Source organism: Leptothrix ochracea (assembly GCF_041083635.1).
In the GTDB taxonomy this organism is placed as follows: Bacteria; Pseudomonadota; Gammaproteobacteria; order Burkholderiales; family Burkholderiaceae_C; genus Sphaerotilus; species Sphaerotilus ochraceus.
The window spans coordinates 1-25,475 of record NZ_JBFPHB010000008.1; the positions used below are offsets into that span (position 1 = coordinate 1).

General features: G+C 57.7%; 20 protein-coding genes and 1 pseudogene. 8 read left to right on the top strand and 13 right to left on the bottom strand.

Annotation, left to right across the window (positions count from 1 at the left end; all coding sequences use genetic code 11):
- Positions 1-162: 162 nt before the first annotated feature.
- On the bottom strand, positions 163-1,572 hold the full coding sequence (locus AB3X39_RS04565) for a hypothetical protein (protein ID WP_369416179.1): 1,410 nt from the start codon (positions 1,570-1,572) through the stop codon (positions 163-165).
- Positions 1,573-1,657: 85 nt separating this feature from the next.
- On the opposite strand from AB3X39_RS04565, the gene AB3X39_RS04570 reads away from it, so the two are divergent.
- Positions 1,658-2,605 carry an alpha/beta hydrolase gene (locus tag AB3X39_RS04570; RefSeq protein ID WP_369416180.1) on the top strand — a complete coding sequence of 316 codons (948 nt, stop codon included), beginning with the start codon at positions 1,658-1,660 and terminating at the stop codon, positions 2,603-2,605.
- Between the two features lie 8 nt (positions 2,606-2,613).
- Here AB3X39_RS04570 and AB3X39_RS04575 read toward each other — a convergent pair whose 3' ends face one another.
- On the bottom strand, positions 2,614-2,967 hold the full coding sequence (locus tag AB3X39_RS04575) for a hypothetical protein (protein WP_369416181.1): 354 nt from the start codon (positions 2,965-2,967) through the stop codon (positions 2,614-2,616).
- A 223-nt stretch (positions 2,968-3,190) separates the two neighbouring features.
- On the opposite strand from AB3X39_RS04575, the gene AB3X39_RS04580 reads away from it, so the two are divergent.
- Both AB3X39_RS04580 and def read left to right on the top strand, forming a co-directional pair.
- Positions 3,191-3,424 carry a hypothetical protein gene (locus tag AB3X39_RS04580; protein WP_369416182.1) on the top strand — a complete coding sequence of 78 codons (234 nt, stop codon included), beginning with the start codon at positions 3,191-3,193 and terminating at the stop codon, positions 3,422-3,424.
- Positions 3,425-3,551: 127 nt separating this feature from the next.
- Positions 3,552-4,066: pseudogene (def, locus tag AB3X39_RS04585) on the top strand (peptide deformylase).
- Here the strand turns inward: def and AB3X39_RS04590 are convergent.
- From AB3X39_RS04590 to AB3X39_RS04610, 5 genes are all read right to left on the bottom strand, one after another.
- On the bottom strand, positions 4,063-5,412 hold the full coding sequence (locus tag AB3X39_RS04590; protein ID WP_369416183.1) for a TolC family outer membrane protein: 1,350 nt from the start codon (positions 5,410-5,412) through the stop codon (positions 4,063-4,065). The pseudogene def and the gene AB3X39_RS04590 sit on opposite strands and share 4 nt — an antisense overlap.
- 97 nt (positions 5,413-5,509) lie before the next feature.
- Entirely contained in the window at positions 5,510-6,166 is a 657-nt protein-coding gene (locus AB3X39_RS04595) for a protein-L-isoaspartate O-methyltransferase family protein (protein ID WP_369416184.1), read from the bottom strand.
- Positions 6,167-6,205: 39 nt separating this feature from the next.
- Complete coding sequence (locus AB3X39_RS04600; RefSeq protein WP_369416185.1) at positions 6,206-9,379, bottom strand: efflux RND transporter permease subunit; 3,174 nt, start codon at positions 9,377-9,379, stop codon at positions 6,206-6,208.
- 14 nt (positions 9,380-9,393) lie between these two features.
- Positions 9,394-10,581, bottom strand: a complete 1,188-nt coding sequence (locus AB3X39_RS04605) for an efflux RND transporter periplasmic adaptor subunit (protein WP_369416186.1) — start codon at positions 10,579-10,581, stop codon at positions 9,394-9,396.
- The gene (locus tag AB3X39_RS04610; protein WP_369416187.1) at positions 10,581-11,306 is read right to left on the bottom strand and encodes a TetR/AcrR family transcriptional regulator; all 726 of its coding nucleotides are present in this window, start codon (positions 11,304-11,306) and stop codon (positions 10,581-10,583) included. Before AB3X39_RS04610 ends, AB3X39_RS04605 begins: the two co-directional genes overlap by 1 nt.
- 84 nt (positions 11,307-11,390) lie before the next feature.
- On the opposite strand from AB3X39_RS04610, the gene AB3X39_RS04615 reads away from it, so the two are divergent.
- A complete protein-coding gene (locus AB3X39_RS04615) occupies positions 11,391-12,008 on the top strand; it encodes a hypothetical protein (RefSeq protein WP_369416188.1) in 618 nt (205 codons plus the stop codon).
- 27 nt (positions 12,009-12,035) lie between these two features.
- Here AB3X39_RS04615 and AB3X39_RS04620 read toward each other — a convergent pair whose 3' ends face one another.
- A complete protein-coding gene (locus AB3X39_RS04620) occupies positions 12,036-13,046 on the bottom strand; it encodes a D-2-hydroxyacid dehydrogenase family protein (RefSeq protein WP_369416189.1) in 1,011 nt (336 codons plus the stop codon).
- 121 nt (positions 13,047-13,167) lie between these two features.
- Positions 13,168-14,061: a DNA-binding protein gene (locus AB3X39_RS04625; RefSeq protein ID WP_369416190.1), complete on the bottom strand. Its 894-nt coding sequence runs from the start codon at positions 14,059-14,061 to the stop codon at positions 13,168-13,170.
- 107 nt (positions 14,062-14,168) lie between these two features.
- Between AB3X39_RS04625 and AB3X39_RS04630 the strand changes: the two genes are divergently transcribed.
- Complete coding sequence (locus AB3X39_RS04630; protein WP_369423034.1) at positions 14,169-15,284, top strand: site-specific integrase; 1,116 nt, start codon at positions 14,169-14,171, stop codon at positions 15,282-15,284.
- Here the strand turns inward: AB3X39_RS04630 and nadC are convergent.
- Complete coding sequence (gene nadC, locus AB3X39_RS04635) at positions 15,275-16,132, bottom strand: carboxylating nicotinate-nucleotide diphosphorylase (RefSeq protein ID WP_369416192.1); 858 nt, start codon at positions 16,130-16,132, stop codon at positions 15,275-15,277. The genes AB3X39_RS04630 and nadC overlap by 10 nt on opposite strands.
- Before the next feature lie 87 nt (positions 16,133-16,219).
- Between nadC and AB3X39_RS04640 the strand changes: the two genes are divergently transcribed.
- The gene (locus AB3X39_RS04640; RefSeq protein WP_369416193.1) at positions 16,220-17,860 is read left to right on the top strand and encodes a ShlB/FhaC/HecB family hemolysin secretion/activation protein; all 1,641 of its coding nucleotides are present in this window, start codon (positions 16,220-16,222) and stop codon (positions 17,858-17,860) included.
- Positions 17,861-17,891: 31 nt separating this feature from the next.
- Entirely contained in the window at positions 17,892-18,800 is a 909-nt protein-coding gene (locus AB3X39_RS04645) for a hypothetical protein (RefSeq protein ID WP_369416194.1), read from the top strand.
- Here AB3X39_RS04645 and AB3X39_RS04650 read toward each other — a convergent pair.
- The 3 genes from AB3X39_RS04650 to AB3X39_RS04660 are packed head-to-tail and all read right to left on the bottom strand — an operon-like array spanning position 18,797 to position 23,174.
- Entirely contained in the window at positions 18,797-20,443 is a 1,647-nt protein-coding gene (locus tag AB3X39_RS04650; protein WP_369416195.1) for an acyl-CoA synthetase, read from the bottom strand. The two genes, AB3X39_RS04645 and AB3X39_RS04650, sit on opposite strands and share 4 nt — an antisense overlap.
- 6 nt (positions 20,444-20,449) lie before the next feature.
- The gene (locus AB3X39_RS04655; protein WP_369416196.1) at positions 20,450-22,375 is read right to left on the bottom strand and encodes a bifunctional diguanylate cyclase/phosphodiesterase; all 1,926 of its coding nucleotides are present in this window, start codon (positions 22,373-22,375) and stop codon (positions 20,450-20,452) included.
- Positions 22,376-22,418: 43 nt separating this feature from the next.
- The gene (locus AB3X39_RS04660) at positions 22,419-23,174 is read right to left on the bottom strand and encodes a transglutaminase-like cysteine peptidase (protein ID WP_369416197.1); all 756 of its coding nucleotides are present in this window, start codon (positions 23,172-23,174) and stop codon (positions 22,419-22,421) included.
- Between the two features lie 396 nt (positions 23,175-23,570).
- Here AB3X39_RS04660 and AB3X39_RS04665 point away from each other — a divergent pair, with 396 nt between their 5' ends.
- Positions 23,571-25,376, top strand: coding sequence for a TolC family protein (locus AB3X39_RS04665; RefSeq protein WP_369416198.1), 1,806 nt, complete (start codon positions 23,571-23,573; stop codon positions 25,374-25,376).
- Positions 25,377-25,475: the final 99 nt, after the last annotated feature.

The following is a 25,475-nucleotide window of genomic DNA, read 5'->3' on the forward strand; positions in this document are numbered from 1 at the left end:
TCATAGCTGAGCGTGCTGGTGTCTGCGGCAACAGAGGCGGCAACAGTCGAGGGCAGGGAGGAGGGTTGTGATGTCGATTGCATGGTGCGGATTATCGGCGAACTGCCACCCTCAAGGCCGATGTGACGTGGTGAACAGGCTTGGGAAGGCACGTTGTTCTTGTTATTGATCTGTCAAAAAGGTTTTTATATCGTTATTAAAAAAACCAAGGATCCACAAGGCAAGAAAGCCAATCAAATAAACGATGATCCATAAAGACTCCAAAATCATTCCATTCTTACCCCATGCGCCAATCAAAATAGCAACATATACAATTAACATAAATATCGGCGACAGCGTAACAAACAAAACTTCTCTCAAAACCCATCTGAGCATGGACATTGACTTCCATCCAGCGTCCATCGGAATCGGTTTGTATGCAATGACTTCATGAATGGCTCGTCGATGGGTCATCCATGTCAGAATGAATCCGGCTCCGCCAAAAATGTACATGATTTTGATATTCTCAAAGATATCACTCCAGGTGGCCGGAGTTTTAGGCATGAAGGCGTGGATCAATGGCGTTGGATGAGCGATGAAATCTTTATAGGTGATGGCATCGGCGTCAATATGTCTGGATTTTGAAAATAGCTCCATCGATTCGGCTGAAATCACCAAGTCGGTGTCTTGACTCAACGCGGCGAGCATTTCTCCACGAGTTTTGGCCTTCAATGCCATGCTGATGTTGCGTGAAACGCCAAAATCAGTGATCAATCCGGCATGAAAAACAGCAATCCCCATGTCTGCCGCCATGGCGTCTAGCGCCTGCAAATCGACCGGCCCCACCACGACCAGCGTTTTATCTTTGAAAATATCCAGACCATGGCCCTCAAGCATGGATTTTTCTAAATTTGTTGCGATATCGAGATTTGGGCCCGCTGCTTGAGCAATCGCACGCTGCAATCCCGTGTCCGTCGATGGATACATCGACACCACGCGTATATTTTCAGAGATCACTGGCGTATCAAGAGCCTTGATCATATCTTCAGTGATGACACCCGCTAAAGGCGTGACCATGCCGGGGCGTAACTCGCGGTAATAAACCTTTTGAGTGCCTTCCGTTCGAACGATCAAACGCATCGGTCCGGCAGCTTTATCAAGGATATAAACGGGACCCGATTGAGCCAAATGAGCTATTTTGTCGCCCAAGGCAAGAGCATGTTCTTGGCTGATGGTGTAGGGCGTCGATGTTTTAGCGGCCAACGGACCCAACCGAGCCACATCATCTGAGGCCGCCATCAAGGTTTCTGAGCTGCCGTGCAACATGCTCAGCATCACTTTGTTGCCATCGGCTTCCACGAACATCACACCCGCTGCCCCGACACCCGCACTCAAAGCGATGGCCTCTTGGCGGGTTATCTGCCGGAAACCAGCTCTGGCCGCAGCCGATGTCGATGTTTGTACGCTTTTGCCCAGCAAGCCCATCAGACCGCCCGCCTGGGCCACGGTGTGCAGACACAACAAGCACACGCCAAGAAGTCCGAGTCGTACCCACGCTAGAAAGTTTCTTGGGTCGCTCATGCGCTCCACCATAAAGAACCTCCTGTTCGGTTTGACGTTATCCAGAACCACGAATGTAGCGCGATGGCAGGGGGTTGATCCCTTAGGATGCCCCCCCATGAGTCACCACCGCCTGACCCCTCGGATGCGCACTTTGCTGGCCAGCGTGGCCCGCAGTCGCCAGCCGGCCATCCACACGTTGACGCCCGCGGAGGCCCGCTCGCGTTACGGTGCGATGGCGGAAGTGTTGGATCTGCCACGGGTACCGCTGGCGCGGGTCGAAACACTGGAGATTCCGACCCACCACCGCTGTGCGGCGCGCCTCTACGCCAGCCGTCCGGCTGAGATCAGCAAGCCGTTGCCGGTGCTGCTTTATCTGCACGGGGGGGGATTTGTGCTTGGCGGGCTCGAAACACACGACAGTTTGTGTCGGCAAATCGCCTTGCGCAGCGGGGTTGCGGTGCTGGCCTTGGATTACCGCCTCGCGCCGGAGCATCGCTTCCCGGCAGCCGTCGAAGATGTGTGGGCGGCGCTGCAATGGCTGATCAACGGCGGGGCAACGTCTTTGGGCTTGGACAGCACACGCGTGGCCCTCGGAGGTGACAGCGCCGGCGCGACCTTGGCGGCGGTGGCTGCGTTGATGGCGCGTGACGCTGATCTGCCCTTGGCCTTGCAACTGCTGATCACCCCCGGCACGGCGGCGGACTTGGACAGCGCCTCACACCAACGCTTTGGCGAAGGTTTTTTGATCGACCGGGCGTTGCTCGACTGGTTCTTTGACCACTACATCGATCCCGAGCAACGCCGTGACTGGCGCTACGCCCCACTGCACGCGGAGGATCTGGAGGGTGTTGCCCCCGCTTATCTGGTGCTGGCCGAATGCGATCCGCTGGTCGATGAAGGTTTGGCTTACGCCGACCGGCTGCGCATGGCCGCCGTGGCGGTGGAACTCGATTTGGTCAAAGGCGTGACGCACGATTTCATCAAGATGGGACGGGTGATCGAAGAAGCCATCCCCGCCTTGGACCGTTTGGCAGCCGCCTTGCAGCAAGCGCTGCGCACGTAAATCCAAACTCACACCACCGTCACGAATCGCTCGGTCACCCTTGGCCCCAAACGTTGCGCCGGCAGCGCAGCCATGGTGCTCAAGATCAGCGCGATCATGGCTTCGCTCAAACCCTGCGGATGGCTGAAGATTTCCATCCAAGTGATTTTGGACAGCACATCACCCGGTGCCCGTTGTAGCAAGCGCGTTTGCAAACCAGGCAGCAGGGCGCGCAGCTGCGCATGGGCAGCGCTGATGGCCCATATCACGTCGTGGGTTGAGCGCTTATCCGCGTGATCAGTGTGGTAATAGCCATACAACTCGGTGCTGGATCGTGGTGAATCGGGAACATCAACCACGGTGTTTGAGGCTTGACAAGACATGGATGTGAAATGCGTCACGAAGAGGTGTAAGGGGGACTTGCAAGCAAGGGTTGAGCGAAGTGCGACTTCTTGCCGACTTTGAAAATCTCGGCGCCGATCTGGTTACGTCCAGCGGATTCCTGCACAGTTTTTACCTCTTGTGGGCTCGCGCTTTGGCGGGATGGTGTCTACAGTCAACCCATCGGATCAAGAAACCTGACCCATTCAGTTCAAGGAGCACACCATGGAAGTTCAAGCAGTAAACCCGTTTGCGATGATGATCGACCCGCAGTCTGTGCTGCAAGCGGTTGAACGTTCAGAACGTTTGCAGCGCTTGCAGCGCCGGGTTTGCCGTCCGCTGGACGAGCCAGTGGATTACATGGATGGTCTTCTTGATATGAAAGATTTTGACCGCTTGGTGCACACCAAGCCCGTCACCGCCGGTCTGATGCCCTTGGGAGGCATTCACATCGACTGAAAGAACTCCTCTCCGGGGGACTCAGTTTTGCGTGGCAGTGCGCAAGATGTGAAGAGTCACCGGTTCCAACGGCTGACCATGGCAACATCGTCAGCCGTTTTTTTATGTCCCAAGGAATCTTGCTGCCATGGCCATTCGACCAATCTTGAAAATGGGCGATCCCCGCTTATTGCGTATTGCCCAGAAAGTCACCGTCTTTGACACCGCAGAGCTGTACGCGCTGATCGACGACATGGAAGAAACCATGCACGCCGCTGGGGGCGTGGGCTTGGCAGCGCCGCAGATCGGTGTGGATTTGGCGGTGGTGATCTTCGGTTTCGAGCAAAGCGAGCGCTACCCCGAGGCGCCTGCCGTGCCACGCACCCTCTTGATCAATCCGGTGATCACCCCCTTGACCGAAGACGGGCAGGCGCTGGGCTGGGAGGGGTGCTTGTCGGTGCCCGGTCTACGCGGTGAGGTGCCGCGCTGGAGCCACATCCGCTCAGCGGTTTTGACCCTCAAGGCCAGCCGCTGGAGCGTGAAGCAAGTGACTTTCATGCCCGGGTGGTGCAACACGAATGCGACCATTTGATCGGCCGGTTGTATCCCATGCGTATGACCGATCTGAGTCGCTTGGGTTTTACCGACCCCCGCCCGGCTTAGGGAGCCATCAAGGCGCTGACTTGGTTCAAGTCGGCAGGCGTGAGAGAGCCCGCCACTTGGCGCAACTTCAGATTGGCCACCAGCACATCGTTGCGGGCCTTGCTCAGGTCCCGTTGGGTGCTGTAGAGCTGGGTTTGAGCGTTGAGCACATCCAAGTTGACACGCACACCTACTTTGTAACCGAGCTGGGTCGCTTCCAAGGCCAACTTGCTGGAGGATTCAGCAGCTTCCAGCGCCTTGACTTGGGCCAATCCGGACTGCACGCCAAAGTAGGCTTGGCTGATGCCTTGGGTGATGGCACGGCGCGCCACCTCCAAGTCGTTGCGGGCCTTTTCTTCCAAGCCCACGGCCTCGCGAGCTTGGTTGGAGATGGCATTGCCGGCATAAAGCGGCACGTTGAGTGTCAAACCAATCTTGGCGCTGGTGCTGGTGCCATCACCGCCCGCAAACAGTGATCCGCCGTTGCTGCTGGTGTTGTGGGCTGAGGACGCTGAGGCATCCAGACTGAGTGTTGGTAGGTGACCAGCTTCAGTGCGGCGGGTTTCAAATTGAGCCACCTCATAGCCAGCCCGAGCCTTGCGTACCGTGGCCACTTCTTCCACGCGAGCCACCCAAGGCTCAACGGTGTCACCGGCCCATGCAGGCAAGACGACCGGCTGCGCCAAGGGCTTGGGTTGAACATTCTTTTTACCCACCAGTTGATCGAGCGCGAGCTTCTTGGTGCGCAGATCATTGTCGGCGGCAAGAACTTGGGCAGAAGCTAGATCGAAGCGTGCTTGGGCTTCACGGGTATCGGTGATGGTGGCACTACCGACTTCAAAATTACGCTTGGCCGAGGCCAGTTGCTCCGAAATGCCTTTCTGGCTGGCCTGAGCGGTGGTGAGCACATCTTGGGCCGTCAGCACATCGAAATAGGCTTGGGACAAACGCACGATCAGGTCCTGCTCTGCGCTTTCCAGATCGGCTTTGGCGATATCAAGCAGCTTGTAGGCCTTGTCCGAGGTCAGCGAATTGGCTCGGTTGAACAGCGGCTGTGATGCGTTGATCCCCACCGACTGCGTATTCAAACTGGTAACCCCGCGAGAGGGGATATCGCTTTGGGTGCGCGAAACACCAGCACTCAACCCCACACTGGGCCGTGATAGTGAGTCACTCTGAGCCACTTTGTACGATACCGAGTCGGCCTGCGCCTGTGCGCCCAAGTAGCTGGCGTCGTAAGTACGAGCAACCTCATACAGCTCTTTCAGACTTTGGGCCCCAGCTTGTGCGGAGCATGCCAAGACCAAACTAGCCGCCAAAAGATGCAAAGGCCTTGGGCCGACTTTGGCGATGGAACTGAAATGCATGGGAACTTCCTTTTTGCTCATCTGATACCTAGTGGGGTATTTTCACACAACCCATCAAATCCATCTTCCGTGCATGCCGACCCCAGGTCTTACGGGCTCAGAACTTGAAGCTTGATGGGCTCGGGGCACCTTCCAGCGGGGCGATCACCGTGTCAAACAACGCTTCAGTGCGCCACTCAGCTTGATTCACGCGGGTGATCCGGACGGCTTGCATGACGGGCTCAGAGCCCACCACCGCCACCAAACGGCCACCCACCTTGAGTTGCGCCAACAGGGCGGGCGGCACTTCGGGCACCGAGCCGGACAGAATCAACGCGTCCCACGGTGCCTCCGCTTGGGCTGGATCATTCAAGCCGTCACCGGTACGGACTTCAACATTCGACAGGCCTGCGCGATACAGGTTGTCGCGGGCGATCGATGCCAATTCGGGACGGATTTCGACGCTCACCACCTTTTGCGCACGGTGGCCCAGCAAGGCGGCCATGAATCCAGAGCCTGTGCCGATTTCGAGCACCTGCTCGTGCCGCTTCGGTGCCAGCTCTTGCAAAAGACGCGCTTCAACACGCGGGGCCAGCATGGTGCTGTCACCCGGCAAGGGGATCTCCACGTCCATGAAAGCCAGCTCTTTGCAAGCGCTGGGGACAAAGTCTTCACGCTTGATGGCCAACAGCAAGGACAGGACCGAGGGCTCCAGCACGTTCCAGGGGCGAATTTGCTGTTCGATCATGTTGAAGCGGGCTTGTTCGACATTCATGGCGGATTCGAGTCAGTTTGGTGGAAGGAAGACGCCATTTTAGTGACGCGCCGAACGACGACGCCGCGCCCACATCACCAGATCGTCGAGGTAGCAGTAGATCACCGGCACCACCACCAGGGTAAGGACCGAGGACGTGATGACCCCGCCGATCACCGCTTGGCCCATCGGCGCACGCTGCTCAGACCCTTCGGTGAGCGCAAAGGCCAGCGGCACCATGCCAAACACCATGGCCAGCGTCGTCATCAAGATCGGGCGCAGCCGCACTTTGGCCGCCAACAGCAGGGCTTGCTCACGCGGCAAAGGCTCGCCGGGTGTGAGGCTGTGGTCGTCCTCCAGGTGCACCTCACCCTTGCGCGCCCGAATGGCGAAGTCGAGCAAAAGAATGGCGTTTTTGGTCACCAACCCCATCAGCATGACGATGCCGATGATGGAGAACATGTTGAGCGTCGAGCGAAACATCAGCAACGCGCTGACCACACCGATCAAGGTCAGGGGCAGGGCACTCATCAAGGCGATGGGTTGCAAGAAGCTGCGGAACTGTGAGGCCAAGATCATGTAAATGAAGATGATGGCCATGACCAGCGAGGAGATGGCGTAGCCAAAGCTTTCCGCCATGTCCTTGGTGGAGCCGCCAAAGCGCCAGCGCACCCCGGGCGGGAAGCCGTGCTGTTCCAGCACCTTGCGGATATCGGCCGAAACTTCACCCATCGAACGGCCATAGACATTGGCGTTGATTTCAACTTCGCGCGTCATGTCACGCCGGTTGATCTGCGGTGGGGTGCCGTCTTCACGCAACTCAGCCACTTGGTCAAGCCGCACGATGCGGGCGCTGCCATCGGCATTTTGGCCTGCCACCAGGCCCAAGCGGCGCAGATCGGCGGCGTCATCGCGCGATTCAGGGGCCAAGAGCACCTTCACATCGACGTTCAGATCGTCACTGGCACGCCAGTTACCGATGGTCTTGCCAGCGATCATGGCGCCCAACGTGTTGGTGATGCTGCCCACCGACAAGCCCAGATCCGCCGCTGCGTCACGCTTCACATCGATGGCAAGGGTGGGTTGATTGGGTTTGGCACTGGTATCGAGATCGACCAGACCCGGGATGAGGCGCAACTTGGCACTCAAGGCTTCGGACTGGCGCTTTAGATCAGCCAAGTCGCTGCCTTGGATCGACAAGATGATCGGCTTTTGCCCGCCCATCGAATCCATCGCACCGACGTGTGTCACGGTGATGCCGGGAATGTGCGACAAGCGCTCGCGCAAAGGGCCGGTGAGCTGATCTTGGTTGAGCTTGCGGTCCTTGCGATCCACCAGACGGATGTAGATCTGGGCGTAGATCTTGCCCTGCGCCTGGCCGGTGTTGATGGTGCTCAGGGTGTAACGCACCTCGGGCATCTCGCGGATGATGGCTTCGACTTGCTTGGCCCGGGCCTCGGTCACCTCAATCGATGAACCCACGGGGGTATTGAAGCTGACGTAGGTTTCTGAAAAATCAGCCTTGGGCACAAATTCGCTGCCCAACACCGGGATCAGGACAAAACTGCCGATCAAGGTCGCTGAAGCTATGCCCAAGGTGGCCAGTTTGTGGTTCAGCGACCAACCAAGAGCGCGTTGATAAAACCGGCCGGTGGCGTGCGAGAGCTGATCGACGGCATGGGTGACGCGGCCGATGGTGCGGTCATACCAGCTTGCCGGTTTGAACTCGGCACCATCAGCATGGATGCTTGGGTCGTGCCACACCGAGCTCAGCATCGGGTCCAGCGTGAAGCTGACAAACATCGAGATCGATACCGCCGCCACGATGGTCACGCCAAATTCGTGGAAGAACTTGCCGATGATGCCGCCCATGAAGCCGATCGGCAGGAACACCGCCACGATGGAGAGGGTGGTCGCGAGCACGGCCAAGCCGATTTCGGCCGTACCGTCCAGCGCAGCGCGATGCGCATCCTTGCCCATCTGCACATGGCGCACGATGTTTTCACGCACCACGATGGCGTCGTCGATCAACAAGCCCACGCACAAGCTCAAAGCCATGAGCGTGATCATGTTGATCGAGAAACCGAACCAGTACATGAACAAGAACGTGCCGATCAAAGCAATCGGCAAGGTCAGGCCGGTGATGACGGTCGAGCGCCATGAGTTGAGGAACAAGAAGACGATGCCGATGGTCAGCAGCGCGCCTTCAATCAGGGTGCGACGCACGTTGTTGACCGAAACCCGGATCGGGCGCGAGTTATCCCGCACCACATCGACGCTGATACCGGCCGGAATTTCTCCGGTCTTTTTGAGCTCCGCCACCGCGTTGTTCAGGCCATCCACCACCTCGATGGTGTTTTCACCTTGGGACTTGAGCGCGTCCATCACCAGCGAGCGCTGACCGTTGTAGAGCGCGAGCGATTCAATTTCTGCGGGACCGTCAACGATGCGCGCAACGTCACCCAGTCGCACCAAGGTTTGACCTTGGTGGGCCACCACGATCTTGGCGAAATCTTCGGGTCGCTCGATCCGACCCTTGATTTGCACCACGCGTTCGCGTTCCTTGGCACGCAAGGCACCCGCAGGCAAGTCTTGATTTTCCGTACGGACAGCGGCCGCGATTTGCTCCACGCTGACACCGGCGGCTTCCATCGCATCGGGCCGCAGATAGAGATTCACCTCTCGTTTGACACCGCCCACCAAGGCCACCGAGCCCACGCCGCGCACGTTTTCCAAGCGCTCACGCAGGGTCAGATCGGCCCACGTCGAAAGCTGCATGGTGTTGTGGCTTTGATCGGGCGAGCTGATGGCCAGGGTCCAAATCGGGCGGCTGGCTGGATCAAAACGCATCACCTTGGGCTCTTTGACCTCCTCGCGCAGCAGCGGCTTGAGGATGGCGAGCTTCTCACGCACATCGTCAGCGGCGCGGCGGCTTTCCATCGACAGATTGAACTGAATGATGACCACCGAGGTGCCCGCGTAGCTGCGTGAGTTGAGCTGGTTGATGCCAGCGATCGAATTGACGGCCTCCTCGACCTTGCGCGTCACTTCGGTTTCAACCACCTCGGCGGACGCGCCAGGGTAATCGACCGCAACCACCACCGTGGGGAAGTCCACGTCCGGGAATTGATCAACCTTGAGCCGCTGGAGCGAAAACAGACCCAGCACCACCAAGGCCAACATGACCATGGTGGCCATCACCGGATTACCGATGGAAATACGCGTAAACCACATCGAAGAGCCCCTGTTCAGTTCGACGAAACAGCGGCAGAGGACGCGGCTGTCGCGGCGCCCGTGATGCGTGCCGGTGTGGCATCTCGCACCGTGCCCAACGTGCCCTTCAGAACCGATTCACCGGCCTTCAAGCCCGTCAGAATTTCGACCGACTCTTCACTGCCAACCCAACCACGGCCCCCGATCGTCACATCGCGATGCATCAGCCGGGTGCGGCCTTCCGTGCTTTGATCAAGCACGATCACATACGGCTTGGGATCATCCAATCGCACCGCCGAACGCGGCACGGTCAAGGCTTGAGCGCGTGAAAGTTCAATCGTGCCTTTGGCAAACAGCCCAGCACGCAAGCCCACGGTATGCGGCAAGGACAAGTAAACCAACACGGAGCGGGTGCCGACTTGGGTGGCTGGATTGATGCGCACCACCTTGGCCGTCACGGGCGTACTCAACCCCTCGACTTGCAACTGCGCCGGGGTGTTGACCTTGACGGAGCCGGCGTCTTCTGGACTGAGCGCAGCCTCAAGTTCAAGGCTCGACAAATCGACGATTTCGAGCAACTTGGCATCGGTGGCCACCCGCTCGCCCGGCTGAGCCAAACGCTGCGACACCTGACCGCCGATGGGGGCGCGCAACACGGCGTCGCTTTGGGCTTTGCGGGCTAAATCGACGTTGGTTTGGGCGGCCTGCAAGTTGGCTTGAGCCGCCTGATCGTTGGCAAGGGACGTATCCAAAGCGGTGGACGAGATGAACCCTTGCGCCACCATCGCTCGGTTGTTTTCCAGCTGCCGCCGCGCAATATCGGCCTGCGCACGGGAAGCCAACGCCGTTTGTTCAGCTTGGCGTAGACGCAAATCCAGTTCAGCCGAATCAAGCCGACCCACGATTTGACCGGCGTTCACGCTATCGCCTTCACGCGGACCCAAGGTCAGCAATTCACCGGCTGAGCGGGCCTTCACCACGGCGGAACGGACCGCACGCAGGCTGCCGGAAACCGCCACGGTCCGTGCCAACTCGTGCTGATCCACCAAAAGCATGTCCGTGGTCACCAGTTCAAGCGCAGCCGGTGCTGTGCTTGCTGGCACCGCTGCCGCAGCAGCTCCAGAAGCGGCAGCGCCACCTTTGACCATCATCAGACGACCACCCACACCGGCCACCACCAAAACAGCGGCGACGATCAAACCGAGACGCAACGAGCGATTCATCAGGAGTTTTCCAGACTTGAAGGAAGGGGCAGGGCAGTGGCTGTGCTGCAACCTGCAAGAAGATGGAAGGACAAGCCGGCAAGCACCAAATCAATGTGGGCTTGGACGAACCGATCCGGATCAAAAGGCAGCTGATGCTGGGTGCCACAGCATCCCAGCGAATGTTTATGGATGCAAAGCATCGCTAACGGCAACGTGATGGAGCGCACCGTCATGCTGACATCCACCGGGCGGAATTCGCCTTGATCGATACCGCGTTGCAACAAGTCAGCGACGATTTTTTCACCCGGACCAACAATCTCTTGCTGATAAAAGTCGGCCAGCTCCGGGATGTGATGCACCTCGGTCATGATCAGCTTGAAGACCCCAGAAGCCGCGCTGTTGAGGAGTCGCAACCAGCTTGGCGGCAAAAGGGTCCGCATGGCCTCGGTACAAGAGCCGTGGAACTGCTCGACCTCCAGGCCACCCGCCGTGATCTCGGTGCCAATAAATTGTCGGATCACCGCCTTGAGCAGCTCTTCTTTGCTGGGGTAATACAGGTACAAGGTGCCCTTGGAAACACCCGCCCGATGGGCAACTTCCTCGGCCCGCGTGGCGGCATAGCCTTTTTCGACAAACAGCGACAGCGCCGCTTCCAACAGCTCTTGCGGGCGCTCGGCCTTGCGCCGCTGATGCGGCGCCACCGTGGTGACAGGAGAAGAGGGGACGACTTGGGGTGTGATCACCGCATGATTCTAAATGACTAATAAGTCAGTAATCTTTCAAAGATGTTGCGGCATGATGCAAACTTTCTTCTTGGATCCAAGATCATGAGCCTCTCAAAATCATCTTCTGGCCCCACCCGGCGCGACGTGTTACGTCTTTTTGGTGCAGGCGGTGGCATGGCCGTAGCGGGGGTTTTTACCTTCAGTGTGACCGGTTGTGCAGGCGGACTTGATCGTCTCAAGGGCTACGAAATGAGCGTAGACAGCTTGCGTGAATCGATGTCCGGTTTTTTCCCGCTCAATCGACGGATGTTGGAGTTCTTTGACGTGGGTCTGGGGTTGCCCAAGCTTGCGTTGCAACCCACCAACAACCGGATCGGTACCGAATTGGATATGTCGGTCGGCACCGATGTTTTGTTTGCTCGAAAGACGCTCACGGGGAATTTTGGCATCAGCAGCGGCTTGCGCTATGAGCCTACCGACCACAGCCTGCGCTTGGCTTCTGTGCGATCCGACAAGCTCAGCCTAAGTGCTGTGCCGCAGGCTATCGCCCCGCAAGTGCAACGTCTGGGCGGCTTGCTGGTCGAACAGGTTTTGGAGGGGTTCACCGTCCACAAATTGCCCGACAAGCTGGTTCAAGGGCTCGATACTTTGGGAGTTCAACTCGGTGCCATGAAGGTTTCGAACACCGGGGTCGGCTTCAATTTTGTGCCGAAAGCCTGACGCCTCAACGGCACCCCCGACCCATCCTCAAGAGGACATCCGGCCCAAGACCTCTGGATTCAGGATGTGCGTGGGTGTGCCATGGATGAAGTTCAGCACGTTCTCAAAGGCTGCGTCGAAGTAATGCTCGAAGTTATCGAGTTCGACGTAGCCGATGTGAGGTGTGCAGACGGCATTTTCGAGGCGTAACAGCGGATGCCCTTGAAGGATCGGCTCGCTCTCAAACACATCCACAGCAGCCATACCGGGGTGGCCGCGATTGAGTGCCGCGACCAAGGCGCTGTCCTGAACCAACTCGGCGTGCGACGTGTTCACGAACAAGGCAGTGGGCTTCATCCGGGCGAAATCTTCCGAGGTGATCAAGCCTTGCGTGCTGGGTGTCAAACGCAGGTGCACGCTCAGCACGTCGCTGCTTTCGAAAAGCGATTCGCGACTGTCGGCCACTGAAAAGCCATCATCAACCGCTTCTTGGCGCGAAGCTTCGCTGCCCCAGATTTGCACATCCATCCCAAAAGCACGGCCATAGCCCGCCACAAGTCGGCCAATCCGACCGTAGCCCCAAATGCCCAAAGTTTTGCCTTTGAGCGTGGTCCCCAAACAGAAATTGGGGGGCATGGAGCCTGCTTTGAGGCCGGATTGTTGCCAAGCACCATGCTTCAGATTGCCGATGTATTGCGGCAGGCGACGCATGGACGCCATGATCAAGGACCACGTCAATTCAGCAGGCGCAACCGGTCCCCCCAAGCTTTCTGCCACAGCGATGCCAAGACGGGTGCACGACTCAAGATCAATGTGCGATCCCACGCGGCCTGTTTGGGCAATCAGCCGTAACTTCGGCAGCTTTTCAAGCAAAAGACGTGGAAAAGAGGTTCGATCCCGCACGGCGACAATCACTTCAGCCTCTTTGAGGCGTACAGAAAGCTGCCCAATGCCTTTGACGGTGTTGGTGTAAACCTTGGGGTTGAAGGCTTCCAGACGCTTGGCACAGTGCAGTTTGCGCACCGCGTCTTGGTAATCGTCCAAGATGATGATATTCATGGCACTCTGAAGTAAGCCTCGATTGTGCCTGTGATTTCCGCATCCTTAAGCAAGACCAAGGCCCATAGATCGGGGTGTTGATCACCGATGTTAATGCATGACGATGTATATTATGTCAAATTTATGCTGCATTTCGGCGTAATTTACGCACTTTGAAGCGCGCCGAACCGGCCCTTTCGATGCTTGATGAGCCTTGGGCGCGCTGGCTGGCTTGAGCCTCGTGCAGTTGGCTCAGCAGTTGATGCAACTTGGCTTGGGCTGCGTGCTCACGCTCTTCAAAACGCTGCTGTATCGCGACGGCTTCTTTTTGCTGGGCCATGCGCTCTTGATTCACACGCTCCACCTGCTGCTGAGCTTGATGTATCTGTTGTTTGTGCGCCTCACGGGTGCGCTCCAACTCAAGTTGCCAATGGCGTTCTTGCGCCAAGCTGCGCTGCGCCAGTTGTTGGCGTTCTTCGATCAAGGCGGCGCGCTCTTTCTCGCGCTGCTGCTGAAGCAAGTTCAGTTGCACATCTAGAGAAGCCGCGCGCTGAGCCGCTTCAGCCCTTTGTTGCTCAGCACCATGCAGCGCGCGCTCCAAGCCTTCTTGGCGCGCCGCCATGTGCTGAGCTTTCAGCTCCAACTTGTCCTGTGCTTGCTTTAAATCCTCAGCTTGTTGAGCCAAAGCCGCGCGGATCTCGCTCAAGCTGGCTTCCACGGCGTGGCGTGCCGACGTCAACGCCAACTGCCAAAACGTCGATGAGGCCAGCGTAAAGGCCTCGTCCGGGTTGGTCGTGCCCACCGCATCACAACTCTCAGCCAAGCGCCCTACCCCTGACTTGCTTTGCCCGGTGCTGCCCGCTGGTTCAAGTCGCGCGCCCAAGCTGGCAAACCAGCCGTCCAGATGTGGGCTCACGGTGTTGGGCGATCCCCGGCCCATTTTGAGGCGTACCCGCTCAATGGTCGGCCGTTCGCCAGCTTGGAGCAGTTCGTCGGCAGCTTGCCAGACATCGTTGGCGGTGATTCCTCGGCTCATGGCGATTCCTTGTTGGGCAAAACTAACTTTACTCACGATAATGAATGCTTATCGTGATCTAGATTCCATCGTGCAATTGTACACATAATAAATCATACGTAATACATATGAAATCAAACAAAACATCGGTATTGATCCCTTCACCAACCCTGGTCACCTTGGATCTGAGCTTGTTGATGACAGGTTCTGAGCAGGCTTTGCGTGCCTTGATGCGTGAAGGCGAATCACCGCACACCCGGCGCAGCTACCAATCGGCCTTGCGCTACTGGATGGCGTGGCATGCGCTGCGTTACGGCCAACCCTTGGCGGTGCCGGTCGATGCGACGGTGGTGGTGCAGTTCGTGCTCGATCACGCCGGGCACCGCAGCAGCGATGGCAGCGTGCGGCGGGAGTTGCCGCCTGAACTGGGTGAAACGCTCAAAAGCCAAGGTTTTGTCGGGGCGACAGCCATGCCCACGCTCAACACGGTCATGCACCGCGTGCGGGTGTTGTCGGCCTTGCACCGCGTGCAGGCTCTGCCCAACCCATGCGCTCATGAAAGCGTCAAAGCGCTGTTGTTGCGCACGCGCCGTGCTTTTGCCCGGCGTGGGGATACCGCTGAGCGCAAACCGGCACTGACCCGCGAACCGCTCGAAGCGCTGCTGGCCACCTGTGATGACTCACTGCGTGGCTTGCGTGATCGCGCCTTGCTGCTGTTTGCTTGGTCAAGCGGCGGGCGACGTCGCTCAGAGGTTTGCTCGGCCTGCGTCGAAGATCTGCAATGGCTCAGCCCGGAGGAATGTCTCTACGTGCTGCGCCACTCCAAAACCAACCCCGACGGCGCGCAGCGGCCAGAAAACCTCAAGCCCATTGCTGGCCGCGCTGCACAAGCGCTCAGCGCTTGGCTAGCGGCCAGCGGTATCCAACAAGGCGCCCTCTTTCGGCGCATTCGACGCGGTGATGTGATTGCTGAGCCTTTGGCTGACGCCGCTGTGCGCGACATCGTCAAGGCCCGCAGCCTGCAAGCCGGTTTGAGCGGCGAAGGCTATTCAGCGCACTCGCTGCGCAGCGGCTTCGTCACCGAGGCGGCTCGTCAGCAGATTCCCTTGGCTGAAACCATGGCCCTCACCGGCCACCGTTCGGTGGCTTCAGTGGTGGGTTACTTCCGGGCTGGCGAAGCGTTCAGCCGTGCCAGCCGCTTGCTGGATAAGGATGACGACGATCAAGAAAGTCCTCAGGCTTGAACGCGCATCGAGAGGTCGAGCGCACGGACATGCTTGGTGAGGGAGCCGACCGAAATGCGATCCACGCCACAAGCGGCGATCGGCCCAATGGTGTCGAGGCTGGCACCACCGGAATATTCGAGCACGGTGCGCCCACCGCCCGCACGGTGCGCCCGTGTCAAGGCCACAGCGGTGCGGATCTGTTCGATGGAAAAATCGTCGATCAAGAGCAGATCGACGTCTTCTTCAAGCGCGATGCGGGCCTCATTCAAATCTTCAGCTTCTGTCATCAAAGGCACATGGGCTTGGAGCGCTCGGGCCGCTTGAATCGCTTGGCGGATGCCCCCCGCAGCAGCGATGTGGTTTTCTTTGATCAAGATGCCGTCGTACAAGCCGATACGGTGATTCACGCCGCCGCCGCACAGCACGGCGTATTTTTGGGCGTTGCGCAGACCGGGGATGGTCTTGCGGGTGTCAGCAATGCGGCAACCCGTGCTGGCCACCACTTCGACATAACGCCTCACCACCGTGGCGGTGCCCGAAAGGGTTTGCAGGAAGTTCATCGCTGTGCGCTCACCCGTCAAGATGGCCCGAGCCGGTCCTTCGAGCGTACACAACGTTTGATTGGCTTGAATAGCGGCCCCTTCACGCACCTGCCAATGGATACGCACGTGCGGGTCGAGCGTCTTGAACACCGCGTCAAACCACGGCTGACCACAAAGCACGGCCGGTTCCCGGCTGATCAGTCGAGCTTGGGCCTGCTTATCGGCCGGCACCAGCCGGGCGGTCACATCGCCAGCACCGATGTCTTCGGCCAAAGCCAGATCGACGTTGTTTTGCAAGTCATGCGGAAGGGAGAAGGAAACCATGCTTTGAAGACGCGTTGAAACGAGAGGTGGGCCTTATCATCCGAGCCCATTCAGAGGCCCATCGAGGCTCATTGTCGCCACAGTAGCATGACCCACAAGCTTTTCATTCACCGTCACGTCACACCTGCAAACTGCCTCCATAGGCTGCTGTTTGCCGTGCTGATGGGATCAGGTTCGGCCCAAGCGTTCAGTAACGCCGATCTGCTACGACTCAAGCCACCGCTCGAACCGGGAGCGGCGTGGTCCCCCACCGAAGTGACGGTCAACCGTGAGACCTTGCAACCTTCGGCACAGCCGCCAACCACCACCCCTGAAACCACAACAGCAGCAAGTGGAAAAACAATCCACGTTGCAGGTTTTCGGGTGCACGGCAACGTGCGTTTTACGGAAAACGACCTGGTTGCTTTGCTTGATGACAGTGTTGGGCGTGACCTCAACTTCCACCAACTCCAAGCCTTGGCCGCTCGACTCAGTGAGTTTTATCACCGTCAAGGGTATGACGCCGCTCAAGCCTATCTACCCATCCAACAGGTTCGCGGCGGCATCATCGAATTTGCCGTCAGCGAAGGCCAGGTTGGCAACATCAGTGTGGTCACACCCCAACCGGAGGATGTCGCCACCCTGCGCTCATACCTTCATATGCAAACGGGTGATCCGCTGCGGCTTGACGTCCTAGAACAGCACCGACTCACCTTGTCCGAATTACCCGGGGTACGCAGTCAAATCGTTTTGGCCCCTAGCCAAGAACCCGGCAGAACCGATCTGAGCCTGCATGCGCAGCGCGAACCCAGCCTTGCGGGTCGCGTGGAGCTCAACAATGTGCCCCTGTTACCCGGCACATCCGGCCAAGCCGATGCCACGCTGAATTGGCGTCACGTCGGAGCACTCGGGACCGGCTTGACCACCAGACTCACGGCCTTAGGACAGGGTCATTTCCGGAGTCAAGCCACCTTGACGCATCAGACGCAAGGGTGGCAAGCGGGCTTGGATCTGGCGTATCTCGAATACAGCCTAAGCCCGCATTCCTCCATGCTCAACGTTGACTTCCCGAACTCGGTTGAGCATGGACATGCAGCGATGGGTGCTGCGGAGATCGCCACCACGCTGATTCGACAACCGGGGCGATTTGGCAAGATCTCCGCTCGGCTGGAACATCGCAACTATCACAATCAACTCGAATTCATCGTGGATGATCGAGAGATAAATAGCCTCACCCTGGGTTGGAGTGAGCGGCGCCAAAGTCTGGGGCAGCAGCAAAATTTCGAAGGCGAGGCCACGGCCGGTCGGGTCAGCGATATGGGGCCATTCATGCTTGTGTCAACTCGCTGGGCCTTGGCTGCTCGCATGGATGCTCATTGGCAGGTCAGCAGCCGAGCAAATGCGCAATGGTCGGATAAAGCGCTACCACCTTCGGAACAATTGCAGCTCGGCGGTCCACAAGCTGTGCGCGCCTATGACAGCACCGATGTCCGGGTGGATACCGGCTTGGTGGCCGGTGCTGAACTACGACGCACGGGACCCCTCCTCGACGGGTTTATCGTTGGGGACATCGGTTGGGGTGTGCTGAATCAAGCCCCTGGTTACACCGACCACTGGTTTAACCGAGAAAGCCTGGGCTTGGGTTTTGAGTTGCACCCGCTGCCAAACACAAAACTGACCGCCCAAGTGTCTTGGCAAACCATCGACACCCGACCGCGCCTCTGGCTGAACCTGAAGCAAGCGTTCTGACAACGCCCCCTACCAAGCAAGCCCCCGCTGCATGATGCATTCCTCGTTTCACCTCCGCGCCTTGTTGCTTGGCGTCTGGTTTGGTTTGGCAACAACGGCCAGCCAAGCCCAGCATGACGCCCAGAATCTCCCATGGGGCATCGATGGCCCGTCTCTAAGTCATGCACAGACACTGCGGCAGGCCGTGAGCCCGCCAAGCGTTCCCGCTGCGCAGGGACTTGATGATCTTCAGGTCGTTGAGGCCAAGGAACTTCCCGCCGCTTCGGCACCCACCGTCACGCCGCCACCTGTGATCCCAGCCAGCGCACCCCTTGACGCAACGCCGCCAGGGGGGGGCGCGCGATTGGCAGCTGAAGCGGTCAAGCAACAACCGCCCCTTCCCAAGATTCAAGTGCGGACACCCGTACCCGCCGAGGTGCAGCAACCTCAACCAGCTTCGGCTCCAGTGATGGAGGCACCCGCTTCCACGGCATCCACGCCAGCCGCACCCCCCTCCGTTGCACCAGCAGCATCGGAACCCTCCGGGCTGATGGACAGCATCAAAAACATCACGCCAACCACTGCGGCGACCGCTGCTGCTGTGGTGACCGTCGCCGTGGTGGGTGTGGGGATGGTGATGGCGGGCGTCACCACCGTCGGGAGCGTAGCGATTGCTGCCACAGGCACAGCGGCTGCGACAGCGGGCGCGGTGGGCGGCACCGCCGGATCTTTCCTGCAAGTCGTCTTATCGATGATTCAAAAGTTCATCGCCAAGATCATTGCCAACCCGCTTCAGTGGTTGATCAAAGAAATCGCCAAACGCAAACTGATCAAGTACTTCAAGTTAGAACACATTTTGACCCCAGCGGGCCTATGGCGAAACCTGCGCGCACGTTGGGCGGCGCGCAAGGCCCAAAAGGCTGAAGCAGCCCCCTCCCCGGTGGAACCACCCGCCCCTTAAGCGAGCGCTTCGTTGGACTTGGCGCGCTCGCGCAGCTGGAACTTTTGAATCTTGCCGGTCGAAGTTTTCGGGATCGACTCGAAGCGAATCTCGCGCGGCACCTTGTAGCCGGCAAGGAGCGACTTGCAGTGCGCGATCAGCTCTTGGGCGCTGACGCTGGCTCCAAGAGCCAATTCGACATACGCCAACGGTGTCTCGCCCCACTTCGGATCGGGCTTGGCCACCACAGCGCAGGCAGTCACAGCGGGGTGACGATAAAGCGCATCTTCCACCTCAATGGACGAGATGTTCTCGCCCCCTGAAATGATGATGTCCTTGCTGCGATCCTTGATCTTGACGTAGCGATCCGGCTCGATGACCGCCAAATCGCCGGTATGAAACCATCCACCTTGAAAAGAAACCGCCGTCGCCCCCGGGTTCTTCAGGTAACCCTTCATGACGATGTTGCCCCGGAACATGATTTCACCCATGTTGAGGCCATCCGCCCGAACCTCCGCCATCGATTCGGGATCCATCACCGTCATGCCTTCTTGAAGGGCATAACGCACCCCTTGACGACCATTGAGACGCGTCTGCTCTGAAAGAGTTTCACGCGCCCAACTGGGCCGCTGTACTGCCACCGCAGCCGGGCCGTAGACCTCGGTCAACCCGTAGACGTGGGTCAGATCAAAGCCAATGCGCGCCATGCCCTCGATCATCGCGGCCGGTGGTGCAGCACCGGCCACCAAACCACGGACCTTGCCAAGACCGACTCGCCAATCAGCTGGCGCGTTGATCAACAAACTGTGAACGATGGGTGCCGCGCAGTAGTGATCCACCTTGTGGTCAGCCATCGCCTCCAAAATGAGCTTGGCATCGACCTTGCGCAAGCACACATGGGTGCCGCCAAGCATGGCGATGGTCCACGGGAAGCACCAGCCATTGCAGTGAAACATCGGCAGCGTCCACAGATAGACCGGGAAATGGGGCATGGTCCACGTGGCAGCGTTGCTCACCGCGTTCAAGTACGCCCCCCGGTGGTGGGTGACGACACCTTTAGGATCGCCGGTGGTGCCGCTGGTGTAACTCACGGCAATGGCATCCCACTCGTCAGCTGGGCCTTCGAGTCGGACCAACGGCGCGTATTCGGCCAACAGCTCTTCGTATTCATGCTCGCCCAAGCAGGCATGCTCACCCGCCAATTCGCTGTCGCAGACGTCGATGACGATCACGTCACGGCCATGCACGCTCTTGAGCAAGGCCAAGGTCTTGTCCATCAGCGGGGCGAATTCGCTGTCGGTGATCAGCACTTGAGCTTCGCAGTGGTTCAACTGCCAAGCCAGCAAGGCCGCATCCAGCCGTGTATTAAGGGTATTGAGCACCGCGCCAAGAGCGGGCACGGCGTAGTGCGCCTCGATCATCTCGGGCGTGTTGGGCAGCATGACGCTGACGGTGCTGCCACGTGTGACACCCATGGCGCGCAGGGCCGCTGCCAGCCGCGCGCTGCGGTCCCGGGTTTGTGCCCATGTATAGCGACGAGAGCCATGGACCACTGCGGGTAGGTCACCAAAAACTTCGGCGCTGCGCTCGACAAAGCTCACTGGCGACAAAGCCACAAAATTGGCCGCAGTCTTGGGCAAACCGCTGTCGTAAATGGTGCTCATGAAAACTCACTCCTTTTGTACCCGGCCGCTGACCCCATCGACGCCACAAGCCCATAAGGCTCCCAAATCAGCCGGATCGGTTGCGCCTTCGGCAATCACTTGCAACTTCAAACCGTGCAACAACGTGCAAGCACTGCGTACCAACACAGCCTGCTCGGCGTCTGTCGCAACGCCAGCTGTGAAATCGGCTGACAACTTGACGTAATCCAAGCCGCACTCTTGCAGCACCCCGATCGCTTGCAGCCGTTCGCCAGCATGTTCTAAGCCAACACGCACTTTGTAAGCCCGCAAGACGCGGCACAACTCTGCCGTGACCATCGGATAGCTTGCCAAAGCGTCTTCATCCACTTCGACCCAAAGACTGGCTGCTGCTTTGGGTGCAAGCTTGATGCCTTGCACCAAGCGCAAAACAAATTCCGGGCTGCGCAGAGATAGCAAAGCAATGCTGATCGCCCGCGGTTGTCCATCGCGACTGATGTCTTGCAGGGCCAAGGTCAACGCCATCTCATCAAGGCGAGCCGTCAGACGTGTCCGCATCGCCATGGGCAACCAGATATTGGCGGTTGTGAATGGCCCTCCATCGACGAGTTGCAAACGCAAGCGCGCTTCCGCATGTAACGTCTGACCGGTTCGATCAATCACCGGAAATTCTTCAAGCCGGGCATGACTAGGATGCGTGAGCGCCCCAATCAACTGACGTCGCCAAGCGGCTTCCCCACCAGCTTGAGACGTGGCTGATTGCCCCGACTCAATTTCAGCAGCTTTGCTGCCCCGTGCTTCCGCTTGGGCAAGGGCCAAATCAGCAGCAAGCATCAATTGCATCAACCCCATCCCAGGCTGCATGGCAGCCCCTGAGACAGTCACTGTTGCGGCTGGAAAGGCCGCAACCAATTGTCGAACGCGCTCCAGCCAAGCATTTGCGAGGCCGCGCAAATCATCTGACGCTGCCACCAATAAACCAAAATCCGTCCCATTCAACCGCCCCACATGGAGCACTGAGTCCGGATATCCGGCCAAGGGATGACTGAGTGCGATGGCAATATCCCTGAGCAAGGCATCGGTGCGTGCACGCCCGACGAGCACATTCAAATCTGAAAGCTTGTTGAGTCGAATCAGAAGCAACCCGCCAACAGGGTTACCGTCTTGCTGATCCAGCGTGGCACCGGCCTCAGCCAGAAAATGTTGCCGATGTGCGACGCCCGTCAATGGATCGCAAGTGGTTGCCCGTCGAAGCGCCTCAATCTGGGTGCTCTGCTCCGCAAATAACGCCCGAATTTGCATCACCATCTGATTGACGGCTTCAACCACACGCTTTAATTCTGGCGTTTTAGGCATTGGAATGGGTTTTGGAAGCGCGGCAAAACGGTTTTCAACCAGTTTGTCGGCTTGCTTTGCCAGCAGATCCAAAGGTTGGCGAAGTCGTTGAACCGCACGATGACCAATCGTCACGCCGCCGATGGCGATCACAAACATCCAACCCACGAGACGCAACGTGCCTGTCCAAAGATCAGCATAGGCAAATCCTGTGTGACTGATGACCTCGATCGTTCCCAGTTGCTTCCAGCCCGACATCACTTGGGCATGCCCTGCTGGAGAGTCGATCGTGATCAACTCAGAAAACCATACCGGTGCACCAAAGTCTTTCAAATCCATCGATCTTTCAATGATCACCAAACCACCAGAGGATCGAAGCAGTATTGATTTGTAATGCCCCGTGTCAAATTGTGTGGATATGCCTCTCTCAAGCATCGTGCGGTTGCTGTCGCGCTGTGAAAGCGTCAACGCAAGGGATGCTGCTGTATCGTGATTTTTGATCGCCAGTTGATTCTCAAGATAATTTCTGGCCGAAAGAACCGAAAAAACAACGCATCCCAAACAGGCAAAAATTAGGATTCCTATAACCAATGACCAAACTTGTTTAATCAAGGACATATAAAACTCTCCTTTGAGGGTCATTCACACACATGGGTGAATATCAGTTCATAAAACCTTGATTTTTTGCTTTGGAGACGACTCTTCGCCAAGGAGATAAGCTCGCCAAAGGATTGCCTGCCTCATTGCCTAGGGTGCCCCACCATAAGCCGTCACCATTGAAGCTAAATATAGGCTCCAAATCGGGCCGATACGATGCCAAACGAACATCATCAATCAGATTATCCAGAATGTATGGTTCCACATCCGGAAACTGATAGTAAGCAAGAACCATGTGAGCTTGCTGAAGTTCATTGGGCGCTGCACTGAACATCACATAAATAAGTCTGAGTCGCTCTTGAGGGACTCCTAGAGCCAGCAAGGTATAGTATTTTGCAATGGCAAAATCTTCACAATCGCCACGCTCCTTTGAAAAAAACTCCATCGGACTGGCCCAATAATCTTCTATGCCCCAAACATTTCTATCTAAATCTTGGGTCAGTCGAGCATTGATAAAAATATTAGTATTCCCAACTTGGTCTGCTTCGCTAAGCCCAGCGTTGGATGCCAACAGGGTCTGAATATCCACAGTGACTCGCGTCGCAGTTGGGCCGTAGAGTGCGGCACTGCGACGCATCAAATCTGGATTCCAGGCACGAACAACACCAGCCATCACCGTCAAGATCAGGAAAGCTGCGCCCAATTGCTTGAAGTCAAAGGACCAGCCATTGGTGATGCTTGACACTTTTTCTTGCAAGCCTGTCGTCACCTTTCGAAACTTCGTGACGGGCCCGACATTGTTCGTAGGTAGCGTATTCATGGAGCGAAGTATCAACCAAGTCTTCCTACTTTTGATCATTCATGGTGACTTGGTGGAATGAGGCGGTCGATCATGCGGGTGAAGGCTCGAAGTTGTGGAATACTCTCTTCAGGGAAAATCAGCCTGACGCCCCAGTCGAATGTCACCGAGTTCACACCCTGAGTGCAAAGTTGACTCCATTGCAGAGTCCGGGGGTGTGGCCGTCATGAGGATGCAATGCCGATGAATAAAATCTCTACTCTTTTGCTCAGCGCGACAGCGCTGGCTTGCCAGTTGGTCTGCGTTCAGCAGGCCTTGGCTCAGGGGGCTCCATCGCAGTCGCCATCAGCCGTGCCTGCGACCGCTGGCTGTGGCGGCGGTACGGCCCAAGATTCTCCCGCAAGAAGCGGTGGTCCCTTGAAGCTTGCGGCGAGCTGCGCCATCGATACTAACCCTGATGTTGCGGCTAAATATCAGGCCTTCCAAGCCTCTCGTGAGGAGGTGGATGTTGCTCGCGGTGGCTTGATGCCTCGTGTTGATCTGAACTCTGAGGCCGCCCGCAAGTGGGACAAAGTCACCACACGCCAACCTGAGGCGCAATCCGTCGTTGTCACGGGCTTGTCCGTGACTGCCACACAGTTGCTGTGGGATGGGATGGCGACGCAATCCCAAGTTGATCGGCTCAATCACACCAGCAAAACACGCTATTACGAGTTCCTTGATGTCACCGAGCAAGTGGCGCTTGAGGCCGTTCGTGCACATGCCGATGTCGCGCGTGCCTTGGCGTTGGTCCGACTGGCTGAAGAAAACCTCCAGCAGCATCAAACCTTGAATGAGCGCCAAGCTGCGGGAACGCTCGGAGGCGTGGACAGTCAGGGTAGTGCCAAGCAGACCGAAGCACGAAAGATTCTGGCCCAATCGAACTTGTTCACAGAGCGGTCCAATCTTCACGATGTGATGGAGCGTTATCGCCGCATTGTTGGCATGGTGCCAACAACATCGCTCTCTTTGCAGGACTCAGAGTCTGCCCGCGCGCTTCAAGACAGTACGAGGGCGGTGAATGCGGGAGCGCTGATTGATCAAGCGATCCACAAAAGTGCTCAAGTTCGTGCAGCCATCGCCAATCTCCAATCTGCTCGCGCTCAAGCCCAAGAGGGTGAATCCGCGTATCAGCCCAAAGTTGAAGCGCGGGTTCGCAGTGGTGTTGGCCAAAACATGGATGGCATTGCTGACAAAACCAGCGAAACCAAGGCCGGAGTCGCCTTGAACTGGAATTTGTACAACGGTGGCTCCGATCAAGCAAAGACGCGCCAGCAGGCCAAGCTGATCGAACAGGCCATGAGTCAGCGAGATCGCGCTTGTCGTGATGCCCGCCAAGTCGCTGCTATTGCGGCCAATGATGTTGTCCAGTTGACGAAACAAGTTGAGTTTCATACCAGCAACATAGAAGCCTCTGAACTGGCCCGACGGGCGGTCAATGCGGGTTCTGGCACAGGTTCAGCCCCTAACCAAGCCAAAACACGGGTCATTGACCTTTTGAATGCTGAGAACGAGGTTTACGCGGCCAAGCGCGCGCGAATCAATGCTGAGCACGATCTTTTCATTGCCAAAGCGCGGGTGCGTGCTGCTACTGGAGAGCTTCTCAACACGTTGGAGCTCAAACGTAGCAACTCTGCTGATGCAGAGGCGGCGCCTGATAATGGTGGCGCCGAAGAACCCACCCAATGTCCTGTGATGACGGATTCACCCGTGTTGCCTGCAACGTTGCAGAGCTCTTCGGGTTTATCGGCATCACTGTCAAACGTTGTTGGCGATGATTCCTCGTTGTCCTCTCCAACGCTCAGAGGGGGTGCACTTGGATCGTCTGCGGCTCAGACCGCTGTGGTGGCTCAGTCGGTCAAAGAGCGCCTGTCGGCATGGGTCGGCGCGTGGCAAGCCAAGGATGTGGCCGGTTATATCGCGTTCTATGACCAAAGCTTCAGCCCAGTGGGCGTGACACGCGAGAAGTGGCTTGACAATCGGTCACGACTGTTGAGCAAGGATGGTCCGATTCAAATCAAGCTCACCAATGAAAAAGTGCGTGTGATCAATGCTGAAACCGTTGAGATCACGTTCAATCAGTCTTATTCGTCCAACAATTTCAGTGATACGACGCAGAAAACATTGCTGTGGAAGCGCATCAAGGGTAAGTGGGTCATCACGCAAGAAAAATCCAAGCGTTGACGTCCAAGGTTCATCACACGCCCTTCTTGGGGTGTGATGGGTCGGTCACAACAAAATAGCAAAGGGGCCGTGTTTTTCAACACGGCCCCTTTGCTTGGC